We start from the raw sequence: 20,657 nt of genomic DNA, 5'->3' as shown, positions 1-20,657 counted from the left end.
CAAAAACACCTCCAAATGTCGATAAATAATTTATACGACTCTCGAGGTGTTTTTTCCTGTCTCATATTATTGGGTCACTCTAGACTCAGGGAGCTGGTTTTTCTCTTATCTTTTTAAATATGATTATATTTTTCTTTCAATGCTTGCTCTACAAACTCAGGTACAAGTCCGCTAATATTACCATTATACTTAGCAATTTCCTTTACCATGCTTGAGCTAAGGAAGGAGTACTGATTATTCGTCATCATAAAGAACGTTTCAATATTTTCATTTAGCTTCCTATTCATCGATGTAATTTGCATTTCATATTCAAAATCACTCACAGCACGAAGACCGCGGATTACAGCATGTGCATTTTGCTCCTGTGCATAATCCATTAATAAGTGGTCAGATGCGTCTACAGTGACGTTTGGAATATCCTTGATGGACTCCTTTAATAAATGTATTCTTTCTTCTACTGTAAAGAGTGGTGACTTAGCCTGATTATTAAATACAGCTACAATAACGCGATCGAATACCTTCGCACCTCGGCTAATAATATCCAGATGTCCATTTGTAATAGGATCAAAGGTTCCTGGACAAATTGCTAACTTTTCCATTGATAACTTCCTTCCTACTCCGATTTATAAAGTGTTATTCCAATTGTTCCACCATAATTTTCTTGCTTGAGCATACTCAAGCCCAATTGATCCTTAGGAAGCTTCTCTGTTAGGTCATGCTCACAATAAATCGTACCACCATTGTTAAGTAAATGGAGCTTCATAATCTCGTCTATAAGTTTTACATAATCCACTTTTCCATACGGTGGGTCCATTAAAATAAGATCAAATTTCAAGTCTCTTTTAGCCGCTGCTTTAATTGCTCGATGTGCATCTGCACGAAACACTTCAGCGTATTGATCCAATTTTAATGTTTGGATATTTTCTTGAATCGTATGTATTGCTTTTGGATGCTTGTCAACAAATATACCATAATCCATTCCACGACTAAGCGCTTCAATCCCTAGCGATCCACTTCCCGCAAACATATCAAGCACCTTTCCTCCATCGAAAAAAGGGCCTATCATTTGAAAGACAGATTCTTTCACTTTATCCGTTGTCGGTCGCGTTGATTTGCCTGGAACCGCTTTTAATTGCCTGCCTTTAAAATCACCTGCAATGACTCGCATGAATTCACCTCGATTTGATGCTATTCGACATATATCCTACCACAAAATAATACATTAGAAAACAATGATCTCATCAGGAGTCAAGATCGTGTTCAAATAATCATATGTATATATTTATTCTCATTGTACATACTAACCATTATGAATCAACTAGTTATTAGATTGGTTGTTTCAAACGGAGTAGACTTACACTTCCCCATAAGTTCTTGCTCCGGTTTCTCCTCTCCCTTTGCCTTTTTGTTTTTCAAGGGAAAAACAAAGGGACCTGCAGAAAAATCTTCTGCAGGTTTTTCTTTTTTTATAATAAGACCAATAAAATTATGAGTCCCCTTAAAAACCTTTATCCATTATTACCTAAGCAATAAAAAAGCCTTGTTAGGAAATAACAATCCCACGAAGGCCTACTTAAATTCCCATCTTATAATCATACTGCTTTGCTTTGTCCGGTTTCGCATTTTCATAATCTGTACGAACAAAAGGTTTATACGATCTTTCTAACTTTGATACAAATGAATGCTTTAATATTTTCGCTTCTACTTTTTCCAGTTCATCCTGGTTAACATAAATCACAGCGTATTTTAATCGTTTGGAAGCAAATATCAAATTACCATATCGCTTCAGCTGCTTTATGTTCTTCATATGCTGAAACCAGACAACGATGCCTTGTCTATTTGTCCTCACTTGAAAAACCCCACTATCCGATTAGTTCTTAATTTCTGATCATGTACTATATATTTGTTCGCCCTTAGTTAATAACTAAGGGCGAACATGAATTGGTTAGGAAGCACACCCACATGCTCCTCCACTGCCACAACCACAGCCACTATCTGTAAGCGCAGCACCATCTTTTGGAGCTTTAATTTGCTCGCTTACACTCTCTGCAACATATTGGCTAATTTCATCCAATAAAGTTTGGAGATTTCTCTCAGCCATTTTATATGCTGCAACTTTATCATTCATATCCATTTCTCTTTTTACAACACGGATATTTTTCATGATATTATAGTAGTCTGGGTGATAGCGACCAAACCGCTGGACATCCTCGTATTGGTCCTTCATATCTAAAAAAGCTTGTATGAGCTTTTGAGCATCCTCATCCTCATGAAGTGCAGCACGGGTTTGCTTATAGGCTTCCATCGTATCAGACGCCATAACCATTTTGCCAAGTTGCTCAGAACGGTCAAGTATATCCACATATTCCAATGTAGCTATCATTATTACACCCCCACTACTATATAGTATCATTTAATTAAGGAGTTGAAAATAAAATAGATTCTAATCCTTCATCGCTTTCGCTACTTCCGTTAACATACTAATCATCTGTATTCGATCGTTTAGTGTACTTATTTGCTGTGGGAGTGTCTTCCCATAGAAAACTTTAGCTTCCTTCTCCATCTCTTTTATTCTTTCTGGATCCCTTGATAAATAACGGTACCATTCTGGATTGTATCGAACAAAATTTGCTAGCTTTGGATTTGCTTTTAAATATTGGATACTCTGTTGATCCATGGACTGTCACCTCAGTCTTGAACCCATTTAAATGGATCCTTTTCAGGCTGATTATTTTTCTGTGTTTTTTTAAATTGCGAAACCATTTCTTGGATAGCTGTAATTGCTTTACTCAACTGATCAACCTGACCTTGCATTTTATTTACGTCCAAGCTAGATGTATATTTCATTAACTGACTAATGAGCTCTGAATTTTTTACATTTGTCTTTGCTTCGCCTGTATCATCTTTACCGTCCTTCTCTTCATGCTTATCCACTTTATATTTTTCCCAGAACGGATCTTCCTCTCCTAACAACGCCCACTTCTCATAATACTCCTGCCACGACCTGCCAGTTTTTCTAATCTCCCTTATGAGAGCTGGGTGTTCATTGATAAAGTTTTTAAAAGAAATTACCGATGGATGCAACTCTTCCATATTATCACCCCTTGCATTAAATAGTCATTTGTACTAACTAATTTATGCATAGGCAACTCATATGTGAAAATGTAAAGGTAAAAGCAGTTCTCAAAATATAGAATGCGGCGTAACGAGCAAGATGGATTGTACGTATAACCCGCTCCGGAAATACACTTCGTTAGAATTGACTCATTGGCTATAATGACATCGTTTATCGATACAAAGACGTCGCTCTAACCAGTCCAGGTGAGCGTAGAGTGGTGACTCCTGCGAGAATAGCACGTGTCTAATGCCGTGCCCTGCCCGCGGAAAGCATCCGCCCGGAGCGAGCCCGGACGGTGATTATTGCACATATTTTGCCAGTAAATTATGTCGCAGTTTCCTTCAACCATAATGAAAATTTGATTTTTTCACATTGGGCAGGCTGTAATTATAAAAATAGAGGTTGTCTTAAACGCAGTTACACGTTTGAGACAACCTAACCTATTAACTACAATGGCTTACCAAGGAAATTTTGTGTGTAATATAACCGATACACGCCGACCCCAATATGTGAATAGTCATCGCTTAACAAAGCTTCACGATGTCCTTCGCTATTGAGCCACCCTTCCATCGCCCCTGGCGCATCTGGGTATTGGGCAGCAATATTTTCTCCCGCCGTCATATAGAAAACATCTTCTGCTTCTAACCGTTCTTTCAGTCCATCTCCATTTAAACTGTAATGGGAAAAATAATTATTTTCTTCCATATCCTTACTATGTAGAAATGCTACATTGCTTACACTTTCTTCCCAATCCAACTTATCCTTACCATGTCGATGTCGAATAATATTTGTTATATCATAAATCTGTTGCTCCATCCCCTTTTCAATCTCTGCCCATTCATCCTCTGTAAGATTTGGCTCATCAGGGAGTTTGCCACGATACTCAATTTCATAAGGGCGGTGCTTTAATAACGTTTCTGCTGTTAAAACTCGAACAGATGATAGCTTACCAGTAAATGTATCAAAATAAAATTGAATAAATGTGCTATCATTTAATTTCACAAGCGGTCTTACTTGCATATCCTCTTCCGAAATTCTAAACGTATAAGATGATATTCCATTATTATATGAAACTTCATCTGTGAAACCAAACTCCTGATTAACTTCCTCATAAGGTTGCCCAATAAAAATGGGCTCTGTATCAATCTCTTCTCCTGTAGCAAAAATTGTTTTAACTACATTATCTTCTATTCCAAATTGCACATATTGATTCGTCGAATTCGTATACACCCACCATTCGTAATCATATGCACTTTTATCGATTCGAACTGGTTCGTCAAAACTTCCCTCTAATTCTTCACTCGTTTGGCCAATCCATTGAAATATATTCGCCCCTATAGAAATCGCTGGTATGTCTTCTTCCTCAGGAGTAATTTTTGACTCCAATACATGCTGTTTTTCTTTTACAATGCTTGTAACATGCTGAACCACTTCTTCCGGTGACGTCTCCGTTTGATCGAAAAAATAGAATAGAGCGACTGCAAGTAACGTTAAAAAAAATAAGCTTCGAATTATCCGCATCGGCAATTCCCCCTTATTAGTATCATTTTATACTTCATTCTATCGAACTAGGCGTGAGCAACTCGACTGGTCGTTAACGTCATCTTAGGAGCCGATATTCCAGAACCTCCCACTTCTAATTTCATAGAAATTAAGCTGTAGGAGTATACATATTCTCTTTACCCTATTATTATATTTATTATCGCAATTATATACCTATTCAACAGAGAATAATCGGTTTTTAATTGCATATTAAGCGTTTTCGTACTATCATTATACATTGAGGACTAATATATGAGGTGAAAAAAATGAGATTGGAAAACACAGGTATTGAAGATTCAATTGTAGATTTAAGACCTCTTGATCATTTAACTGGCAAACATGCATTCATACGTGCAGGACAATGGGACTATGAAAGAGTTACTTACGATTACAAAATTGGATCACAAGAGAAGAACGTTACATATTACATTCGTATCCAGGGACATGCTATCGAAGGTGATGTTGATAGAGGAGACGCCGTTATTAAATTATTAACCCCACTACTCGGTAAACATTATTACCCACATGGAGTCGAATATGGTGAGGCTGAAAATTTCCCAGAAAGTCTAGTTGAAAGAGCGCACACGCTTGTTTCAAAAGTTGCTGATGAAATTCAGCATTATAAAAAGTAAAATAACAATCAATGCTTTGTTAAAGCTATAAGAAACCAGCTGTTTAAATCAAACAGCTGGTTTCTTATACTTAAAAGCCCAAAATAGCCTTTATCATACTAGTTGTTTCGCCACCATCATAAATAACGTACAACAGTAAATAAACCGCAACACCGGTAATAGCAGTGAAGAACCAAATAATGCTAGTTACAGGTCCTAACTTTTCATGCTTCGTTATATTTCGTTTCAAAGCTAATACAATCGTTACAATCCCAAATACAGCTCCAGTTGTCGCTAAAATGATATGGAAAATGAGGAAGAGCGTATAATAAATTTTAATACTATCCGGTCCGCCAAAGCTCGTATTTCCATCAAAAATGGTGCGAGACATGTAAATAATAAAGAACAGAATAGCACTGAGGGCTGCTAAAAGCATAACCTTCTTATGCGCTTCCTTCTTCCCCTTGGTGATTAACACCCATCCAATCGCAACTAGTAGTGCACTTAGGACAATAAAGAAAGTACTTAGCGTTGGTAAAAATGGCATAGTTCACACGAATCCTTTCTAGATAAATAACATGAGATAAATTTCGATCATTCTTCTTATTCCACAGTTGTTGGAAGTGGATCAACCGTTTGGCTTCCTTTAGAGAACCATCTAAAGAATATTGTTCCTAATACGATTCCATACGTAATTTCTTGCATAATTTTCATAATAATTCCGCCCAATTGTTGGTCCTCAACCGTGTCCATTGATGTAAACATTTCTGGCCCTGAAAGGGCTGTTGTTAAACCCTCTAGGACATCACCAGGTACACATAGGGCTAGAGCTTGAAGCCATGAGCCATTTTGTGAATACGCCGCAAATAGTGGTTCAGGCGCAAAAATAATTAGCACACAAGCGGGTGTTATTAAAACACTATTTCCAATTATATAAGCCATTTTCATCAAGGGATGTAGCTTGTCCAATTCCTTGATTGGTGATAATAAAGGAAACCATACAATAATAGCTGAAATAAATAAAATCAACGCTGTCGACGTATGAGCAATCTGCGATTCTTTCGCAAAGTTGAAAATTACTGGCATGTGATAAAAAGAAAATAACACATTAAATAGCAGTAACGAAATAAGTGGCTTTGTTAACAGCTTGAAAATCGGTTTAATAACCGGTGCATAAACAACTTTTTTCCAAATCCATTCTGGGATCCCTTTTAACATGAAAATAGGCACAACGAGTAAGTAAATAGCCATCTGAATCATATGTGCTGTTAATGTGATATGTGAAAGCAAGTCAATAGGTGATCCTTTTACAATATACAGCAACACAAGAGAAAGATAAAAGAAAATTTGTTGTTTACCAGTTGGTCTAGCTTCCCCACCAAATTTATGACGATAGGGTCCTGTAATTAAATAATAGATAACAGCAAGACCTACGATAAAAAGGAAATAATAAGGACTCCAGAGTGCACGAAAACCAAAAATTTGTAATTCTAACCACATCATTAATCACTCCATATAGTGGACTATCTTTATATTATAACGTATAACACAACTAAATTCTTTCGTTATTGTGACAAATTTGTTAGAAAACCTTGCATTCATAGGGAATTCTAACAAAATGCCTACAACTTATGTAAGTTGCGAAATTTATGATTACATATCGCCAAAAAAAGACCGGGATGTAAATATCCCGATCTTTTTTATTTTTAGGTTTCAAAGTAGTCTTACCACCAAATGATCGTTACAAATGTAACTCCAACTAAGAACGTAACCCATATTCCACCAAATATTAACAATGCCGGAAATTCATGTCCTTTATCCTTCATGTGCATGAAGTAATAGAATTGGAATCCTACTTGAACAATTGCCAAAATGAGTATTAATGGGATTACAAACATAGAACTGATTCCCATACCAACCGCGAAAAAAGCGATCATTGTAAAGAAGATCATCAATGCGAATGTAATAATTTGCTTTCGCATTTCATCTTTGTTTTTTTCTTTTTGGAACGAATTAATTTTATTGGTAGATGTATTTTCCGTCATAAATTAACTCACCATCCCCATTAGATATACTACTGTAAAGATGAATACCCATACAACGTCAATAAAGTGCCAATATAATGCAAATGTATTAAATTTCGGTGCATTATATAGATTTAATCCTCTTTTTGCATTTCGTACCATTAGGGCAATTAACCAACTTAGTCCGAAAACAACGTGACCACCGTGGAACCCAACTAATGTATAAAATGCAGATCCAAATGCTGATGAACGGAATGTAAATCCATAATCACTAATATAGTGAGCAAACTCATAAATTTCAAGAGCTAAGAAGCCGAAACCTAGTAATGCTGTAATTCCAAGCCATAGCATCATCTTTTTAAAGTCATTATTCTTCATATGATACATAGCATACACACTAGTAAGTGAGCTTGTTAATAACAGAACAGTCATTAAGAACACTAAGTCTAATCCAAATAAATCTTGTGATGTTGGACCACCAGCAGTTGAATTTCTTAAAGCTAGATACGTACCGAAAAAACAAGCAAAGAGAACTGTTTCTCCTCCAAGGAAGAACCATAAACCTAGAAATTTATGTTTCCCTTCCATTGTCGCCTTTGCGGGATCTTCTGGCATTGTTTTCGGATTTAAGGAATGATCATGACTCATCTCAGTCAGCCTCCCTTTCAAGTTCTTCTTTGGAGATATGGAATCCATGATCATCTTTCAATGAACGGATAACCATACACCCTATGGCTAGAGCCATACCAGCATACACTGCTATTAACCAAGCTTTATGATCAGTCTGATAAATGAAACCGAAAGATGCGGTAAAGAAACCTACTGTCATAATTAAAGGAAGAATGGATCCGTTAGGCATATGAATTTCATCCAATGGCTCTGCAGGAGTCATCTTTCCATTTCCTTCTGTTTTCTCAATCCATAGTGGATCAAGACCTCTAACTAATGGTAACTGTTTAAAGTTATAGAATGCTGGTGGTGAAGCAATTGTCCACTCTAATGTACGAGCATCCCATGGATCTGCAGGTGCTTTTTCACCTTTAATAGCAGTATAAACAATATTAACAAGAAAAACTAACGTACCAAATGTCATAAAGAATGCACCGATTGTACTAATCAAGTTACCAGTATCGAGCCCTTGGTTCTCCAAGAACACCCAGTAACGACGTGGCATTCCCATTAATCCTAAGAAATGCTGGATGAAGAACGTTAAATGGAATCCAATAAAGAATGTCCAGAACGCTAATTTCCCCATACCTTCGTGTAGAATTCTTCCGAACATTTTTGGCCACCAGTAATGACAAGCAGCTAACAGAGCAAATACAACTCCACCAACGATTACATAGTGGAAGTGAGCCACAACGAAGTATGAATCATGGTATTGATAATCCGCAACGTTTGACCCAAGCATAACCCCTGTCATACCACCAATTGTAAACGAAGGAATAAACGCAAGTGCCCAAAGCATTGCTGAGTTAATGACAATACTTCCGCCCCACATCGTAAATAGCCAGTTAAATATCTTAATACCTGTTGGAACAGCAATTGCCATCGTTGCAACAGCAAATATCGAGTTAGCTACTGGTCCTAAACCTACTGTAAACATATGGTGTGCCCAAACCATAAATCCTAAAAATGCAATTAAGAAGGTTGCGAATACCATTGCTGAATATCCAAATAATCGCTTCTTAGAGAATGTAGGTAGAATCTCACTAAATACTCCAAATGCAGGTAAAATCAGAATATAAACTTCCGGGTGTCCGAAAATCCAGAATAAATGCTGCCAAATGACCGAGTTTCCTCCAAGAGCTACATCAAAGAACGCTGAACCAAACATGCGGTCAAACATCAATAGGAACAATCCAACAGTTAATGCTGGGAACGCAAACAAGGTTAGCACACTTGTTACAAATGTAGTCCAAGTAAATAATGGCATTCGCATATAAGTCATTCCAGGTGCACGCATCGATACGATTGTAACAAGGAAGTTAATCCCACTCATTAACGTTCCCGCACCAGATAACTGCAGCCCCATAACATAGAAGTCTGTCCCATGACCTGGTGATTGGATGGATAATGGCGCATATGCAGTCCACCCTGCATCAGGTGCTCCTCCTAAAAACCAACTACAGTTTAATAGTATACCACCGGAAAAAAACAACCAAAATCCGAGTGCGTTTAAAAATGGAAAAGCAACATCACGTGCCCCAATTTGTAGTGGCATGATATAGTTCATAAGACCAAATAATAATGGTGTGGCTGCAAGGAAGATCATTGTTGTTCCATGCATCGTGATCATTTCATTATACAAACCTGCACTAATAAAATCATTTTCAGGTTTAATTAACTGAATTCGAATAATAAGAGCTTCTAGTCCACCTAGTAGGAAAAAGAATCCACCACCGATTAAGTATAGAATACCGACTTTTTTATGGTCAACGGTGGTCAAGTAATCCCATAGCACAGCACTAAGAGCTCTCTTTTGAGTAGCTGCATTACTCAAAGTTTAAACCTCCCTTTTGTGTCTTTCATCCCAATTATAATTATATATTTTAGTTCCCAGCGCTTTCAGGTGTAATTTCAGAAGGCTTTAATTGTAGCAAGTATTCAGCAATACTGTTTGCTTCTTCTTCAGAAATGCTAGGATAAGCACCTGTCATTTTGTTTCCAGGCTTAATTGACTCAGGATCCATGATCCAATCAACTAGGTTTTCTTTCGTTGGTTCTAAAATACCAGCTACTGTTGTACGATCTCCAAAGTTCGTTAAGTTAGGTCCAATTGCAGCAGGTGAAGATCCGATCGCATGACATGCCATACAGTTGTTTGCTTCAAACAACTCTTTACCTTCTTGTGCCACAGTATCCTGTGGTTCCTCTTCTGGATCTACAGCTTGCATATCAGATACCCATTGGTCAAATTCTTCTGGGCTAACTGCAATTACTTTAAAGTCCATCAATGAATGTGATGGTCCACAAAGCTCAGCACATTTCCCCCAGTAAACGCCTTCCTCATAGGCTTCAATGTACATTGTATTTACATTTTCAGGGTTAACATCCATTTTCCCTGAGATTGTTGGCACCCAAAATGAGTGGATAACATCTGAGGACATCATGTTTAGATAGACTCTTTCACCAGTAGGAATATACAAGTCCTGACTCGTTACGATTTCTTCTCCATCGTAATTAAAATGCCACCAGTATTGATTTCCCGTAACCTCAACGTTAAGATGCTCACTTGCATTGGATGTATCTGCTAAGTCAAATGTAGCAATTACAGTTGGTACGCCCATAATTAAAACTAATACTATCGGTATGATTGTCCAAACTGTCTCCAATGTGTGATTTCCTTCTACTTGCTTTGGAATATAATCTTCCTGCCCTTTCTTTCTTCGGAAACGGACTAAAGCAATAACGTAGATAATCATAACAACGACAAAGACTCCAACCATAATTAATGTTGTAAGAATAATTAAATTCATTGAGCTTTCTGCTCCATACCCTTTTGGCGCAAGTGCAGTTAGATTTTCTTTACCACACGCGGTCAAAAATAGAGTCAACATTGTGAATAGTAATAGTGCTTTAGTTTTTCCCATCCAACCTTTCATGTATTAATACCTCTCTTTCTTCTTGTTGTTTCCTTATATATATTTTTTTTAAGGACAAACGATTAGTTAAATATAGGCAATGTCACAATAATCATCAATGGGAATAAAATAATTAAATAGTTTAACGAATAGATAAACATGATATTAGCCCATTTCAAATCATCTTTCATAAAGAAGCCTCTAAAACCTAATACTAGCCAACCAAGATTAAGTAATACCGCAATAACTACAAAAGTCGTTCCCAGTGACACTAGTAAAAATGGTAGAGGAAGCAGACAGGCAGTATAAACTACAATTTGGCGTTTGGTGAATTCAAACCCGTATACGACAGGTAACATCGGTACTCCAGCCGCTCGGTAATCCTCGGTTTTTTTCATTGCCAAAGCAAGAAAATGAGGTGTTTGCCAGATGAACATGATTAAAAACATTACAATTGGAACAATATGCATTGAAGGATCAAATGCTGCCCAGCCGATCAGCGGCGGCATAGCACCTGAAATACTTCCGATTGCCGTGTTTAATGTATAACGACGTTTTGACCACATTGTATACAATACGACATAAACAAACCATCCAATAAAAGCAAAGAGTGCAGCTAATGCCGTTGTAAACAATAACATAATTAGTCCTACCGCAGTAGTTACAAGCCCAACAATTAATGCTGTTTTCAAAGATATAAATCCAGTAACCGTCGGCCGTTTTTTTGTTCTACTCATTTTAGGATCAATGTCTGCATCATACCAATTATTAATAATACAGCCACCAGCAATAACAAGCACACTACCAACCATTGTGAGTAGAAAAGTTCCCCAATGGGATATAAAGGAAGAATTCGAAAAATGAACTGCTAACCAAAAACCGGCAAAAACAGTAATCATATTCGAGTTTACAATACCAATTTTTATAAGCGCTTTTATTTCATTAAAAAACACTCCGATTTTTCCCTTGTTGGACAATGATGCATCACCGATTATTTCAGAATATGATGTCTCCGCTTTATTCATTAATTTCCCCCCTTTAACCCCGACAAAAAGACATGTTAAATAACCAGAAGACTTGTTCATTCCATGAATTCTGATTCTAAGTCTTATTGTATCACGGAATTAAATTACAATCTAATTAACTTAACAATTCACTAAATAGTTTACATCATAATTACAGTGTATATGTGACAATTAAGTGAATTTTTCGCGGTTCGTTGGTACCACATGAAATATGTATAACTCCAATTGTTTGAGATGGCAGCCAACATCCCTATATTATTTCTAGCAAACAACGTAAATTAATGCAAGCTTTTTTCTTATTTACATAGTGAAAACGTGTGTAAAACATGATACTATTACAATTATGTATATAATAGTAGTTTCTAAGCTAATTTCATTGCAATAAAGGTTAATCTGATATTATGATTAATCTATTGAAAGTTATTATAGTTTTTAATCATTAGAAGTGAGGCTGTCAAGTGTATGATTAAATTTTTACGAACCTTATCAGTAATTGCAACAATTTTAATGCTTTTTCTTCTTTTAGGAGGGGCACTAGTTACAAAAACCGGCTCTGCAGACGGCTGCGGGGATAGCTGGCCATTATGTGAAGGACAACTAATACCATCTCAATTTAATTTTGAAATGATCATTGAATTAAGTCATCGAGCTGTTAGTGGATTAGCTGGGGTCGTTGTATTAACACTTGCGATTTTAGCTTGGATCAAAATTGGGCATGTTCGAGAAGTGAAGTTTCTAGCATTTTCTTCTGTTTTCTTTATTATCGTGCAAGCTCTGATTGGTGCTGCTGCCGTTGTTTGGGGACAGTCAGATTTTGTTCTAGCTGCCCATTTCGGAATATCACTAATTTCGTTTGCAGCTGTGTTCTTACTCATGCTACTTATATTCGAACTGGATAAGAAATTACATACCGAAACACTATTTATCAAGAAAAAACATCGATGGCATATTTATGCGCTTTCCATTTATACAATGCTTGTCGTATATACAGGAGCTCTAGTACGTCATACCGAATCAAACCTTGTTTGTGGTGACTGGCCATTTTGTACGAATACCTCTCCCCTCTCATTTTCTAATTATGATTTTAATCAGTGGGTACAGATGGGGCACCGATTAGCAGCAGCTATTTTATTTATATGGACGTTCATTCTAATGATCAATATGATCAAAAACTACCGTTTCAACAAAGTCATGTATTGGGGATGGATCATTACATTCACCCTGATTTTCCTACAGGTTTTATTTGGAGCATTGATTATATTTACTTTACTAAATCTTGGTGTAGCACTCATGCATGCATTAGTAATATCTTGCTACTTCGGAATGCTCAGTTACTTTATCCTTCTATCTAATAGAAGTGCAAAAAAAGAAAAAACAGGAACGGCTAAATAGCCATTTCCTGTTTTTTCTTTTTTAAATTTATTCAAATTCAATTAACAAATCATTCACTTCAATTGAATCTCCAGCTTTAACGTGAATTGCCTTGATAACACCTTCATACGGAGCTTGAATAGTCGTTTCCATTTTCATTGCCTCCGTTGTTAAAAGGTGATCTCCTTTAGCAACCGAATCTCCCGTCGAACAATTAACTGCAAGTACAGTTCCTGGCATCGTCGCACCGATTTGCTTATCGTTTGATTTGTCGACTTTTGGTCTCGTTGAAATCAAGGATTCAATACTGTTATCCTTCACTCTAATCTCACGACTTTGTCCATTCAATTCGAAATAGAAGACACGTGTACCATCTTCTTTAGGCTCAGAGATAGAAACAAGTCTCACAATTAACGTTTTTCCTTTTTCTATCTCTACTTCAATCTCTTCTCCTAAATTCATACCATAGAAGAAAGTAGGTGTATCTAACACGGACATATCTCCATAGCTCTCACAGAAATGATGATAATCCATAAACACTTTTGGATATAATGCATATGCAATCAGATCAAAGCTAGTTACTTGACGATCTAGCGATTTAAATAATTCGTCTCGTAATCCATCAAAATCAATTGGTTCTAATAATTCCCCAGGACGAACTGTGATTGCTTCTCTATCTTTCAGAATAATCTTCTGTAGTTTTTCTGGGAAACCTTGATATGGCTGACCAATATACCCTTGTGCAAATTCAATAACAGAATCAGGAAAATCAATCGAATGTCCTTTTTCATAGATATCTGCTTCTGATAAATCGTTTTGTACCATAAATAGTGTCATATCACCAATTACTTTAGATGATGGTGTTACTTTTACAATGTCTCCAAACATGTCATTCACTTTGCGGAACATTGTCTTTACTTCATTCCAGCGATTTCCTAGACCAACAGCTTTCGCTTGCTGCTTAAGATTACTATATTGACCTCCAGGCATTTCATGGAAATATATTTCCGTATGCGGTGCCTTCATTCCACTTTCAAAGTCTTGATAGTACTCTCTAATTCCTTCCCAATAGTGTGATATTTCTTCATATGCATCAATATCAACCTGTGGCTTGCGCTGTTTTCCTTCTAATGCATGATAAAGTGCTTGCGCACTAGGTTGGGAGGTTAAGCCCGACATAGAACCAGTAGCAACATCTACAACGTCTACCCCTGCATCGATCGCTCTTGCATACGTATAAACTCCATTACCGCTCGTATCATGTGTATGAAGATGGATTGGAAGATCGATCGTTTCTTTTAGGCTAGATATCAATTGGTAAGCTGCTTCTGGCTTTAACAATCCAGCCATATCTTTAATACCTAAAATATGTGCACCAGATTGTTCAAGTTCCTTCGCCATGTTCTTATAATAATTAATATCGTATTTTTCCCGACCTTTATCAAGAATGTCACCAGTATAACAAATCGTTGCCTCAGCAATTTTATTGCTTTCACGAACGGATTCGATTGCCAGTTTCATTCCTTCAACCCAATTCAAGCTGTCAAAAATACGGAAAACATCAATACCTGCATTCGAACTCTTCTCTACAAATTCACGAATTAAATTATCCGGATAGTTTTTATATCCTACCGCATTGCTCGAACGCAAGAGCATTTGGAATAAAACATTTGGCATCTTCTCACGTAGAGCGAGCAGCCTTGTCCAAGGATCTTCTTTTAAGAAGCGGTAAGCAACATCGAATGTCGCTCCACCCCACATCTCTACGGAAAAGAGATTAGGTAATAAGCGTGCTGTCGGTTCAGCAATGTGCAGTAAATCTGTCGTTCTAATCCGTGTTGCCAACAATGATTGGTGTGCATCTCGGAATGTTGTATCTGTTAACAATACTTCCTTCTGATTCTTCAACCACTCCGCTAATCCTTCTGGACCTTTTTCATCCAAGATTTGCTTTGTTCCTTTTGGAATCTCTTGATGATGATCTACTTCTGGAATAAGCAATGGAGAAAATTCAGGCTTTTCCTTTTTCGCGACCCCTTCTACACCGTTAAGCGTCGTATCCGCAATGTAGGTAAGCATCTTTGTACCACGGTCTTTTCGTTTCGGAAAGACGAATAGCTCTGGCGTACTATCGATAAACGTTGTGTCATATTGACCTGACATGAATTTCTCATGCAAAATAACATTTTCCAAGAAATGAATATTCGTTTTGATTCCGCGAATTCGGAATTCCTTTAAATTTCGCACCATTTTAATTGCAGCTTGTTCAAAGGTTAATGCCCAGGTTGAAACTTTAACTAGCAGAGAATCATAGTGCGGTGATATGATAGCACCTTGATAAGCGTTTCCTGCATCAAGTCGTACACCAAAACCTCCACCACTTCGGTATGCATTAATTCTGCCAGTATCTGGCATAAAGTTATTTAATGGATCTTCCGTTGTAATCCTAGATTGAATTGCATACCCGTGAATTGTAATCATTTCCTGCTTCGGTATTCCAACAGATTCATCATGTAGGCTGTATCCATCTGCCACTTTAATTTGTGTTTGAACAACGTCAATTCCAGTAATCATTTCTGTGATTGTATGTTCTACCTGTACGCGAGGATTAACTTCAATAAAATAAAAATCATCATTCGTTACAAGGAATTCAACAGTTCCAGCATTTATGTAACCTACATTTTTCATCAAGTCAACCGCAGCATTACAAATGCGTTCTCGTAATTCATCTGAAAGAGACAAACTTGGTGCAACTTCGATTACTTTTTGATGTCTACGCTGTACAGAACAATCTCTTTCATGCAAATGAACAATGTTTCCGTGTTCGTCTCCAAGAATTTGTACTTCGATATGTTTTGGATTTTCAATGAATTTCTCTACATATATTTCATCATTTCCAAAGGCAGCTTTTGCTTCAGACTTCGCCCGGTCATATGCCTCGCGAACTTCACTTGCATCACGGACAATTCGCATACCGCGTCCACCGCCGCCTAATGATGCTTTAATAATAATCGGATATCCATATTTCTCTCCAAAAGCTTCAACTTCTTCAACGGTTGCAACAGCACCACCACTACCAGGAATAATTGGTAGATTCGCCTTTTCTGCCTGCTCTCTTGCTTTAACTTTATCTCCGAACATATTTAAATGTTCACTTGTTGGACCAATGAAGATGATCCCCTCTTCTTCACAACGTCTTGCAAAGTTAATATTTTCTGATAAAAACCCATAACCAGGATGAATCGCATCAACTTGTACTTCTTTTGCAAGATCAATAATTCCTTCGATATCTAAGTATGCATCGATAGGCTTTTTGCCTTTACCAATTAAATAGGCTTCATCCGCTTTAAAACGGTGGAAGGAAGCGGAATCTTCACTTGAATAAACTGCTACAGTTCGGATGTTCAGTTCTGTACAAGCTCGAAACACCCGAATTGCAATCTCTCCTCGGTTAGCAACCAGTACTTTTTTAATCTGTTTTAATTCTGCCATCTTTTATCACTCCTGTTATAATTAATCGTTTTTCTTTCTCCAGTCGACTTCTCTTTTGTTCCATCAATTTCTTGTTTCTTAACTGCGCTTGCAATATTGTTAAGAATCCCCATTGAGATTAACATGATGAGAAGTGATGAGCCTCCATAACTAACAAACGGAAGTGGTACACCGGTAATCGGTAGCAGCCCACTAATTGCTCCCAGGTTAATAAATGCTTGAATTCCAACCATGGAAGAAATACCTAACGCTAGTAATGCTCCGAAACTATCATTGCATTTTCTAGCTATAAAAATACCACGCAACACAATAATTGCTAGCATTCCTATCACAATAAGTACGCCAATAAAACCTAGCTCTTCTGCTACAATTGCCATAATGAAATCTGTATGAGCTTCCACTAAATAACCTAGCTTTTGTACACTTTGTCCTAGTCCTTCGCCAGTTAACCCACCAACACCAATCGCTACATAGGATTGAATTAATTGATACCCATCTGAATCTGGTGTTTCAAAAGGCTGGTAAGCTCCTGTAAATCGAGACAGTCTTTCATCTGTCACCATAAATGGAACTGCTAGTAATGCTAGTCCTACACCAATAGCGATTAAAATGGAAAGGTGCTTTAATCGAATCCCTGAACTAAATATAACGGTACAAGCGATCAAGAAAATAATTGAAGCGGTACCGATATCAGGTTGAAGAACGATTAAGCCCAAAATAATGCCGGTAAGCACAAGCGGTGGTAGCACACCTGTATTGAACTGATTTATGTATGCCTGTTTCTTTGAATAAACGGAAGCCAAATACATAATCAGACCGAGCTTCGCAAATTCTGCTGGTTGCATACTAACTGGACCAATTTGGAACCATGACTTCGCGTTATTTACGGAATTCCCAAAAATAAGTACAGCAACAAGTAAGATAATAACGGTTAAAATAATAAACTTCATTAGTTTCTGATAATACTTGTATGGAAATAAACTACAAATGATAAAACCTATCATTCCGACTGCAAACCAAACCGATTGACGTATTAAGTAATGCGTACTTTCATTTCCTTCTACAACAGCCGTCACCATACTTGCGCTATAAATCATAACAATCCCAAAACCTGCTAACAGTATTGGTGTAATCATTAGGGTAAAATCGTAGTCTTTTAATCTCTTAACCATCTTACTTCTCCCAACCATTTGTTATTTAAGTATCGATGAAAAGAAATTTAAATAACTATAACACATTTTTGCATTTCGCGTCTTCTAAATTGTTATTATTTTTTCAAATTCACCTATTAATTCATATTTAAATCTCTTTAAATCCTACCAATTAAACAAAAAAACCTTGCCGCTAACTTGCTGGCAAAGTTTTGCTTTGTCACATCACATCATTAAGCCAATACAATGGACTGCTTAATCAGACCGAATTTTGTGAAGCTTCATGCAATATGTTAAGCTTCTTCTCAAGATTCTCAAGAAGTGCTCTTCCTTCATTCTCGCTGATTAAGTCTAGACGCACAGCAAAATCAATTTCCCTCGAGAGACCAAACATTTGCGTGTCCAAGACATCTTCGTAGACTGGACATTGTGGCATCGTTAAATTCTCTATTTGAACTTCAATTAGTCGTAATATGTTGTCAGCGTCAGCCTTAAGAAGGGCATGGGCTTTTTCACGGTGATCGATAGTCGCCTCTGGCATCATTTAAATCCCCTCCGTTAGAAAGACTTCTTTGTATATTATATTAGCGTTAGCTACAAGAAAATGCAAACAAAAGCGTAAAATTTTTATAAAAATAATTCTTAACAGGTGAAATAATAGTTCATGTCTGCTATTCTTGATGAAGATATAGTATTAGGGGTGAAATAATGATTGTACCAATTATAGGAAACGTTTTCTATTCCATCACACTAGATCCTACTGTATGGATTTTTGATGATAGAAAAATATTGCTGAATGAGGCTTTTTCCGATCAGGGCAGTAATTCGGAAGAAGTTAATGACTTAGAATTAGCATCTCAACGATTCAACCGGGAAGTTTTCGATGTTAAAATGAATCGCCCTCCGGTAAATAGGAGTATCTCCAAACGAGAAGGAGAAACAATATTAAAAAATTCCTATGTCATGCCATTACATGATTTCATTAAAAATGCAGAAATTAAATCCGATGCAACACATGCTACTTTAGTATCAGATGAAGATGAAACGGAAATATCAATAGCTGACCTTGAAAATGGCTACTTCCTTTTTGCGATTGATGGAAAACCAATCAAGGAAAATGGTCCTGTTCACTTCTTCTACCGAGATGGATCAAACAAGGACAACCCAATAACAACTATTAATAAAATTATTATCCACTAAAAAGTCTGCTTTCATAGTAGGCTTTTTTCATTAGAAAACAACGTATTATATGCTATGTGGTGAATACCATAGTTGCACTTATACAGTAAGGAAAATTTTATACTTTCTTTACTTCAATCAATATAATTCTATCCTACGCTGTATATTTTCTTTTATTCTAACCAAAATAAGGGCATCAGCTACTATAATTAGGAGGAATGCTGAATGAAGCCGCATTTTACGTTATTATTTATGGTTGGAATTATACTCCTGGCAGCATGTGGACAACAGGAGGATCCCCCTTTAGCAGAAGAACAAGAAAACAATCAGTTTGTCCAAGTAAAAAACTCAGATCCAACAAGACTTGAAGATCTAAGCAATACCGAAATTGCAAATCATCTAGCTAATGTAGCTAGCGATGTTCCAAGTGTGCAGGATGCTGCTGCAATTGTTGCTGGTCCTTACACTGTTGTCGGAATTGATGTCGATAAAGATCTTGATCGGTCCCGGGTAGGAACAATTAAATATTCTGTTTCCGAAGCACTCTATCATGATCCATATGGAAAAGCAGCTATCGTAGTAGCCGATGCAGATGTAATGGAGAGGATTAGAGGAATGGGAGACAAAATGGCACAAGGCCACCCTGTTCAAGGCTTTGTAGATGAACTTGCAGCAATTGTCGGTCGTTACATGCCGGAATTTCCGATTATGAACAACTCGCCTGCCGAACCAGACCAAAACAAAGAAATATTATCTGATGAAGAGCAACAAAAATTGGATGATATCGAAGGTGAACAATCCAATCACCATGACAATCGTTAAATGTGATAAAACCCAGGCTTCTTATAGATGCCTGGGTTTTATCACATTTCCTATTAGTTACTTGAAGTATTTTCTTCTTTCTTTTCATTGTAATACTGTACACCGAATTGAGATCCTTCCGATACCATTTTGGAATTCTCTAGCTGCTCCAAATCTTTCTCATCTAATTGATCAGGTACACCTGAACTTTCAAATGTATGATCATGACCATCCGAATGCGAATTTTGTTTTAGCTTAGATGTGATAACATTCGCAGCTTCTTTAATTTTATCGCGATTTTGCTGATCCTTTAAATAGTAACTTGCTACACCTGCACCAAGCGCTCCTACCGCAGATAATACATATCTTTTTTTCATGAAAATCATCCTTTCATATTAAATAGATAATGGTATGTTTGTACTTATATTCCCCTGAAAAGTTCTTATCAAACATAAAAGATCTACTACTAAAGTGGACATCTTGTGATATACTACTTAAAAGAGGTTGTTCAAAATAGATTATTTTTCTGAAGTAAGAGGTGAAAGTATGCAAGTAAAGTGCTCTCTTTGTGATAAAGTGGAAGAAATTGAAGATTATTGCCTACAAGCAAAACGACTAAGAAACAGAAGAATATATATGTATCTTTGCAATAATTGTTATGACCGAATTGGGGTTAAGACAAATGAAAGACTCTCTACAGGTAATTTTAAACTTTATCGAGAAAATAAAAAAGTAGACCAGTACTTGTAAATGTAGCCT

The 20,657-nt window shown here is 36.9% G+C and carries 23 protein-coding genes; 5 read left to right on the top strand and 18 right to left on the bottom strand.

All coding sequences use genetic code 11. The features are described from left to right. Window positions 1-113: 113 nt before the first annotated feature. The 7 genes from coaD to F1560_RS06755 all read right to left on the bottom strand — a co-directional run bounded on the left by coaD (window position 114) and on the right by F1560_RS06755 (window position 4,639). Window positions 114-599: a pantetheine-phosphate adenylyltransferase gene (coaD, locus tag F1560_RS06785; protein ID WP_149473879.1), complete on the bottom strand. Its 486-nt coding sequence runs from the start codon at window positions 597-599 to the stop codon at window positions 114-116. A gap of 14 nt (window positions 600-613) precedes the next feature. Next, window positions 614-1,168 (bottom strand): 16S rRNA (guanine(966)-N(2))-methyltransferase RsmD, encoded by a 555-nt coding sequence (rsmD, locus tag F1560_RS06780; protein ID WP_149473878.1) that lies wholly within the window; start codon window positions 1,166-1,168, stop codon window positions 614-616. Between the two features lie 405 nt (window positions 1,169-1,573). Next, window positions 1,574-1,849, bottom strand: coding sequence for a YlbG family protein (locus F1560_RS06775; protein ID WP_149473877.1), 276 nt, complete (start codon window positions 1,847-1,849; stop codon window positions 1,574-1,576). A gap of 96 nt (window positions 1,850-1,945) precedes the next feature. Further along, window positions 1,946-2,383 (bottom strand): YlbF/YmcA family competence regulator, encoded by a 438-nt coding sequence (locus F1560_RS06770; protein ID WP_149473876.1) that lies wholly within the window; start codon window positions 2,381-2,383, stop codon window positions 1,946-1,948. Window positions 2,384-2,443: 60 nt separating this feature from the next. After that, on the bottom strand, window positions 2,444-2,677 hold the full coding sequence (locus F1560_RS06765) for a YlbE-like family protein (protein WP_149473875.1): 234 nt from the start codon (window positions 2,675-2,677) through the stop codon (window positions 2,444-2,446). Window positions 2,678-2,688: 11 nt separating this feature from the next. Beyond that, on the bottom strand, window positions 2,689-3,093 hold the full coding sequence (ylbD, locus tag F1560_RS06760; RefSeq protein ID WP_149473874.1) for a spore coat protein YlbD: 405 nt from the start codon (window positions 3,091-3,093) through the stop codon (window positions 2,689-2,691). A gap of 472 nt (window positions 3,094-3,565) precedes the next feature. Next, window positions 3,566-4,639 carry a CAP domain-containing protein gene (locus F1560_RS06755; protein WP_149473873.1) on the bottom strand — a complete coding sequence of 358 codons (1,074 nt, stop codon included), beginning with the start codon at window positions 4,637-4,639 and terminating at the stop codon, window positions 3,566-3,568. A 287-nt stretch (window positions 4,640-4,926) separates the two neighbouring features. Between F1560_RS06755 and F1560_RS06750 the strand changes: the two genes are divergently transcribed. After that, entirely contained in the window at window positions 4,927-5,292 is a 366-nt protein-coding gene (locus F1560_RS06750; RefSeq protein ID WP_149473872.1) for a YugN family protein, read from the top strand. 70 nt (window positions 5,293-5,362) lie between these two features. On the opposite strand, the gene F1560_RS06745 is transcribed toward F1560_RS06750, so the two are convergent. The 7 genes from F1560_RS06745 to cyoE form a co-directional block, all read right to left on the bottom strand. Further along, window positions 5,363-5,818, bottom strand: coding sequence for a DUF420 domain-containing protein (locus F1560_RS06745; protein WP_149473871.1), 456 nt, complete (start codon window positions 5,816-5,818; stop codon window positions 5,363-5,365). A gap of 56 nt (window positions 5,819-5,874) precedes the next feature. Beyond that, window positions 5,875-6,771 (bottom strand): cytochrome c oxidase assembly factor CtaG, encoded by an 897-nt coding sequence (ctaG, locus tag F1560_RS06740; protein WP_149473889.1) that lies wholly within the window; start codon window positions 6,769-6,771, stop codon window positions 5,875-5,877. A gap of 224 nt (window positions 6,772-6,995) precedes the next feature. Next, window positions 6,996-7,316, bottom strand: coding sequence for a cytochrome c oxidase subunit IVB (gene ctaF / locus F1560_RS06735; protein WP_149473870.1), 321 nt, complete (start codon window positions 7,314-7,316; stop codon window positions 6,996-6,998). A gap of 3 nt (window positions 7,317-7,319) precedes the next feature. Then, the gene (locus F1560_RS06730) at window positions 7,320-7,943 is read right to left on the bottom strand and encodes a cytochrome (ubi)quinol oxidase subunit III (RefSeq protein ID WP_149473869.1); all 624 of its coding nucleotides are present in this window, start codon (window positions 7,941-7,943) and stop codon (window positions 7,320-7,322) included. Window position 7,944: 1 nt separating this feature from the next. Then, window positions 7,945-9,798, bottom strand: a complete 1,854-nt coding sequence (ctaD, locus tag F1560_RS06725; RefSeq protein WP_149473868.1) for a cytochrome c oxidase subunit I — start codon at window positions 9,796-9,798, stop codon at window positions 7,945-7,947. A gap of 49 nt (window positions 9,799-9,847) precedes the next feature. Further along, complete coding sequence (gene coxB / locus F1560_RS06720) at window positions 9,848-10,900, bottom strand: cytochrome c oxidase subunit II (RefSeq protein WP_149473867.1); 1,053 nt, start codon at window positions 10,898-10,900, stop codon at window positions 9,848-9,850. Between the two features lie 62 nt (window positions 10,901-10,962). Continuing rightward, a complete protein-coding gene (gene cyoE / locus F1560_RS06715) occupies window positions 10,963-11,904 on the bottom strand; it encodes a heme o synthase (RefSeq protein ID WP_149473866.1) in 942 nt (313 codons plus the stop codon). Window positions 11,905-12,366: 462 nt separating this feature from the next. Between cyoE and F1560_RS06710 the strand changes: the two genes are divergently transcribed. Beyond that, window positions 12,367-13,296 carry a COX15/CtaA family protein gene (locus F1560_RS06710; RefSeq protein ID WP_149473865.1) on the top strand — a complete coding sequence of 310 codons (930 nt, stop codon included), beginning with the start codon at window positions 12,367-12,369 and terminating at the stop codon, window positions 13,294-13,296. A 27-nt stretch (window positions 13,297-13,323) separates the two neighbouring features. Here the strand turns inward: F1560_RS06710 and pyc are convergent, their stop codons facing one another. The 3 genes from pyc to F1560_RS06695 all read right to left on the bottom strand — a co-directional run bounded on the left by pyc (window position 13,324) and on the right by F1560_RS06695 (window position 18,459). Continuing rightward, on the bottom strand, window positions 13,324-16,767 hold the full coding sequence (pyc, locus tag F1560_RS06705) for a pyruvate carboxylase (RefSeq protein WP_149473864.1): 3,444 nt from the start codon (window positions 16,765-16,767) through the stop codon (window positions 13,324-13,326). Further along, the gene (gene ftsW, locus F1560_RS06700) at window positions 16,755-17,939 is read right to left on the bottom strand and encodes a putative lipid II flippase FtsW (protein ID WP_149473863.1); all 1,185 of its coding nucleotides are present in this window, start codon (window positions 17,937-17,939) and stop codon (window positions 16,755-16,757) included. Before ftsW ends, pyc begins: the two co-directional genes overlap by 13 nt. Before the next feature lie 238 nt (window positions 17,940-18,177). Continuing rightward, on the bottom strand, window positions 18,178-18,459 hold the full coding sequence (locus tag F1560_RS06695) for an Fpa/YlaN family protein (protein WP_095308458.1): 282 nt from the start codon (window positions 18,457-18,459) through the stop codon (window positions 18,178-18,180). A gap of 167 nt (window positions 18,460-18,626) precedes the next feature. Between F1560_RS06695 and F1560_RS06690 the strand changes: the two genes are divergently transcribed. Beyond that, the gene (locus F1560_RS06690; protein WP_149473862.1) at window positions 18,627-19,118 is read left to right on the top strand and encodes a molybdopterin-binding protein; all 492 of its coding nucleotides are present in this window, start codon (window positions 18,627-18,629) and stop codon (window positions 19,116-19,118) included. Window positions 19,119-19,322: 204 nt separating this feature from the next. Further along, the gene (locus F1560_RS06685) at window positions 19,323-19,919 is read left to right on the top strand and encodes a YhcN/YlaJ family sporulation lipoprotein (protein ID WP_149473861.1); all 597 of its coding nucleotides are present in this window, start codon (window positions 19,323-19,325) and stop codon (window positions 19,917-19,919) included. Between the two features lie 53 nt (window positions 19,920-19,972). Here F1560_RS06685 and F1560_RS06680 read toward each other — a convergent pair whose 3' ends face one another. Continuing rightward, a complete protein-coding gene (locus F1560_RS06680) occupies window positions 19,973-20,275 on the bottom strand; it encodes a hypothetical protein (protein WP_149473860.1) in 303 nt (100 codons plus the stop codon). A gap of 169 nt (window positions 20,276-20,444) precedes the next feature. Here F1560_RS06680 and F1560_RS06675 point away from each other — a divergent pair, with 169 nt between their 5' ends. Beyond that, window positions 20,445-20,648: a YlaI family protein gene (locus F1560_RS06675; RefSeq protein WP_149473859.1), complete on the top strand. Its 204-nt coding sequence runs from the start codon at window positions 20,445-20,447 to the stop codon at window positions 20,646-20,648. Window positions 20,649-20,657 lie beyond the last annotated feature (9 nt).

Source organism: Oceanobacillus polygoni (assembly GCF_008304605.1).
GTDB lineage: Bacteria > Bacillota > Bacilli > Bacillales > Amphibacillaceae > Oceanobacillus > Oceanobacillus polygoni.
This window is presented reverse-complemented; position numbering and strand designations above follow the sequence as displayed.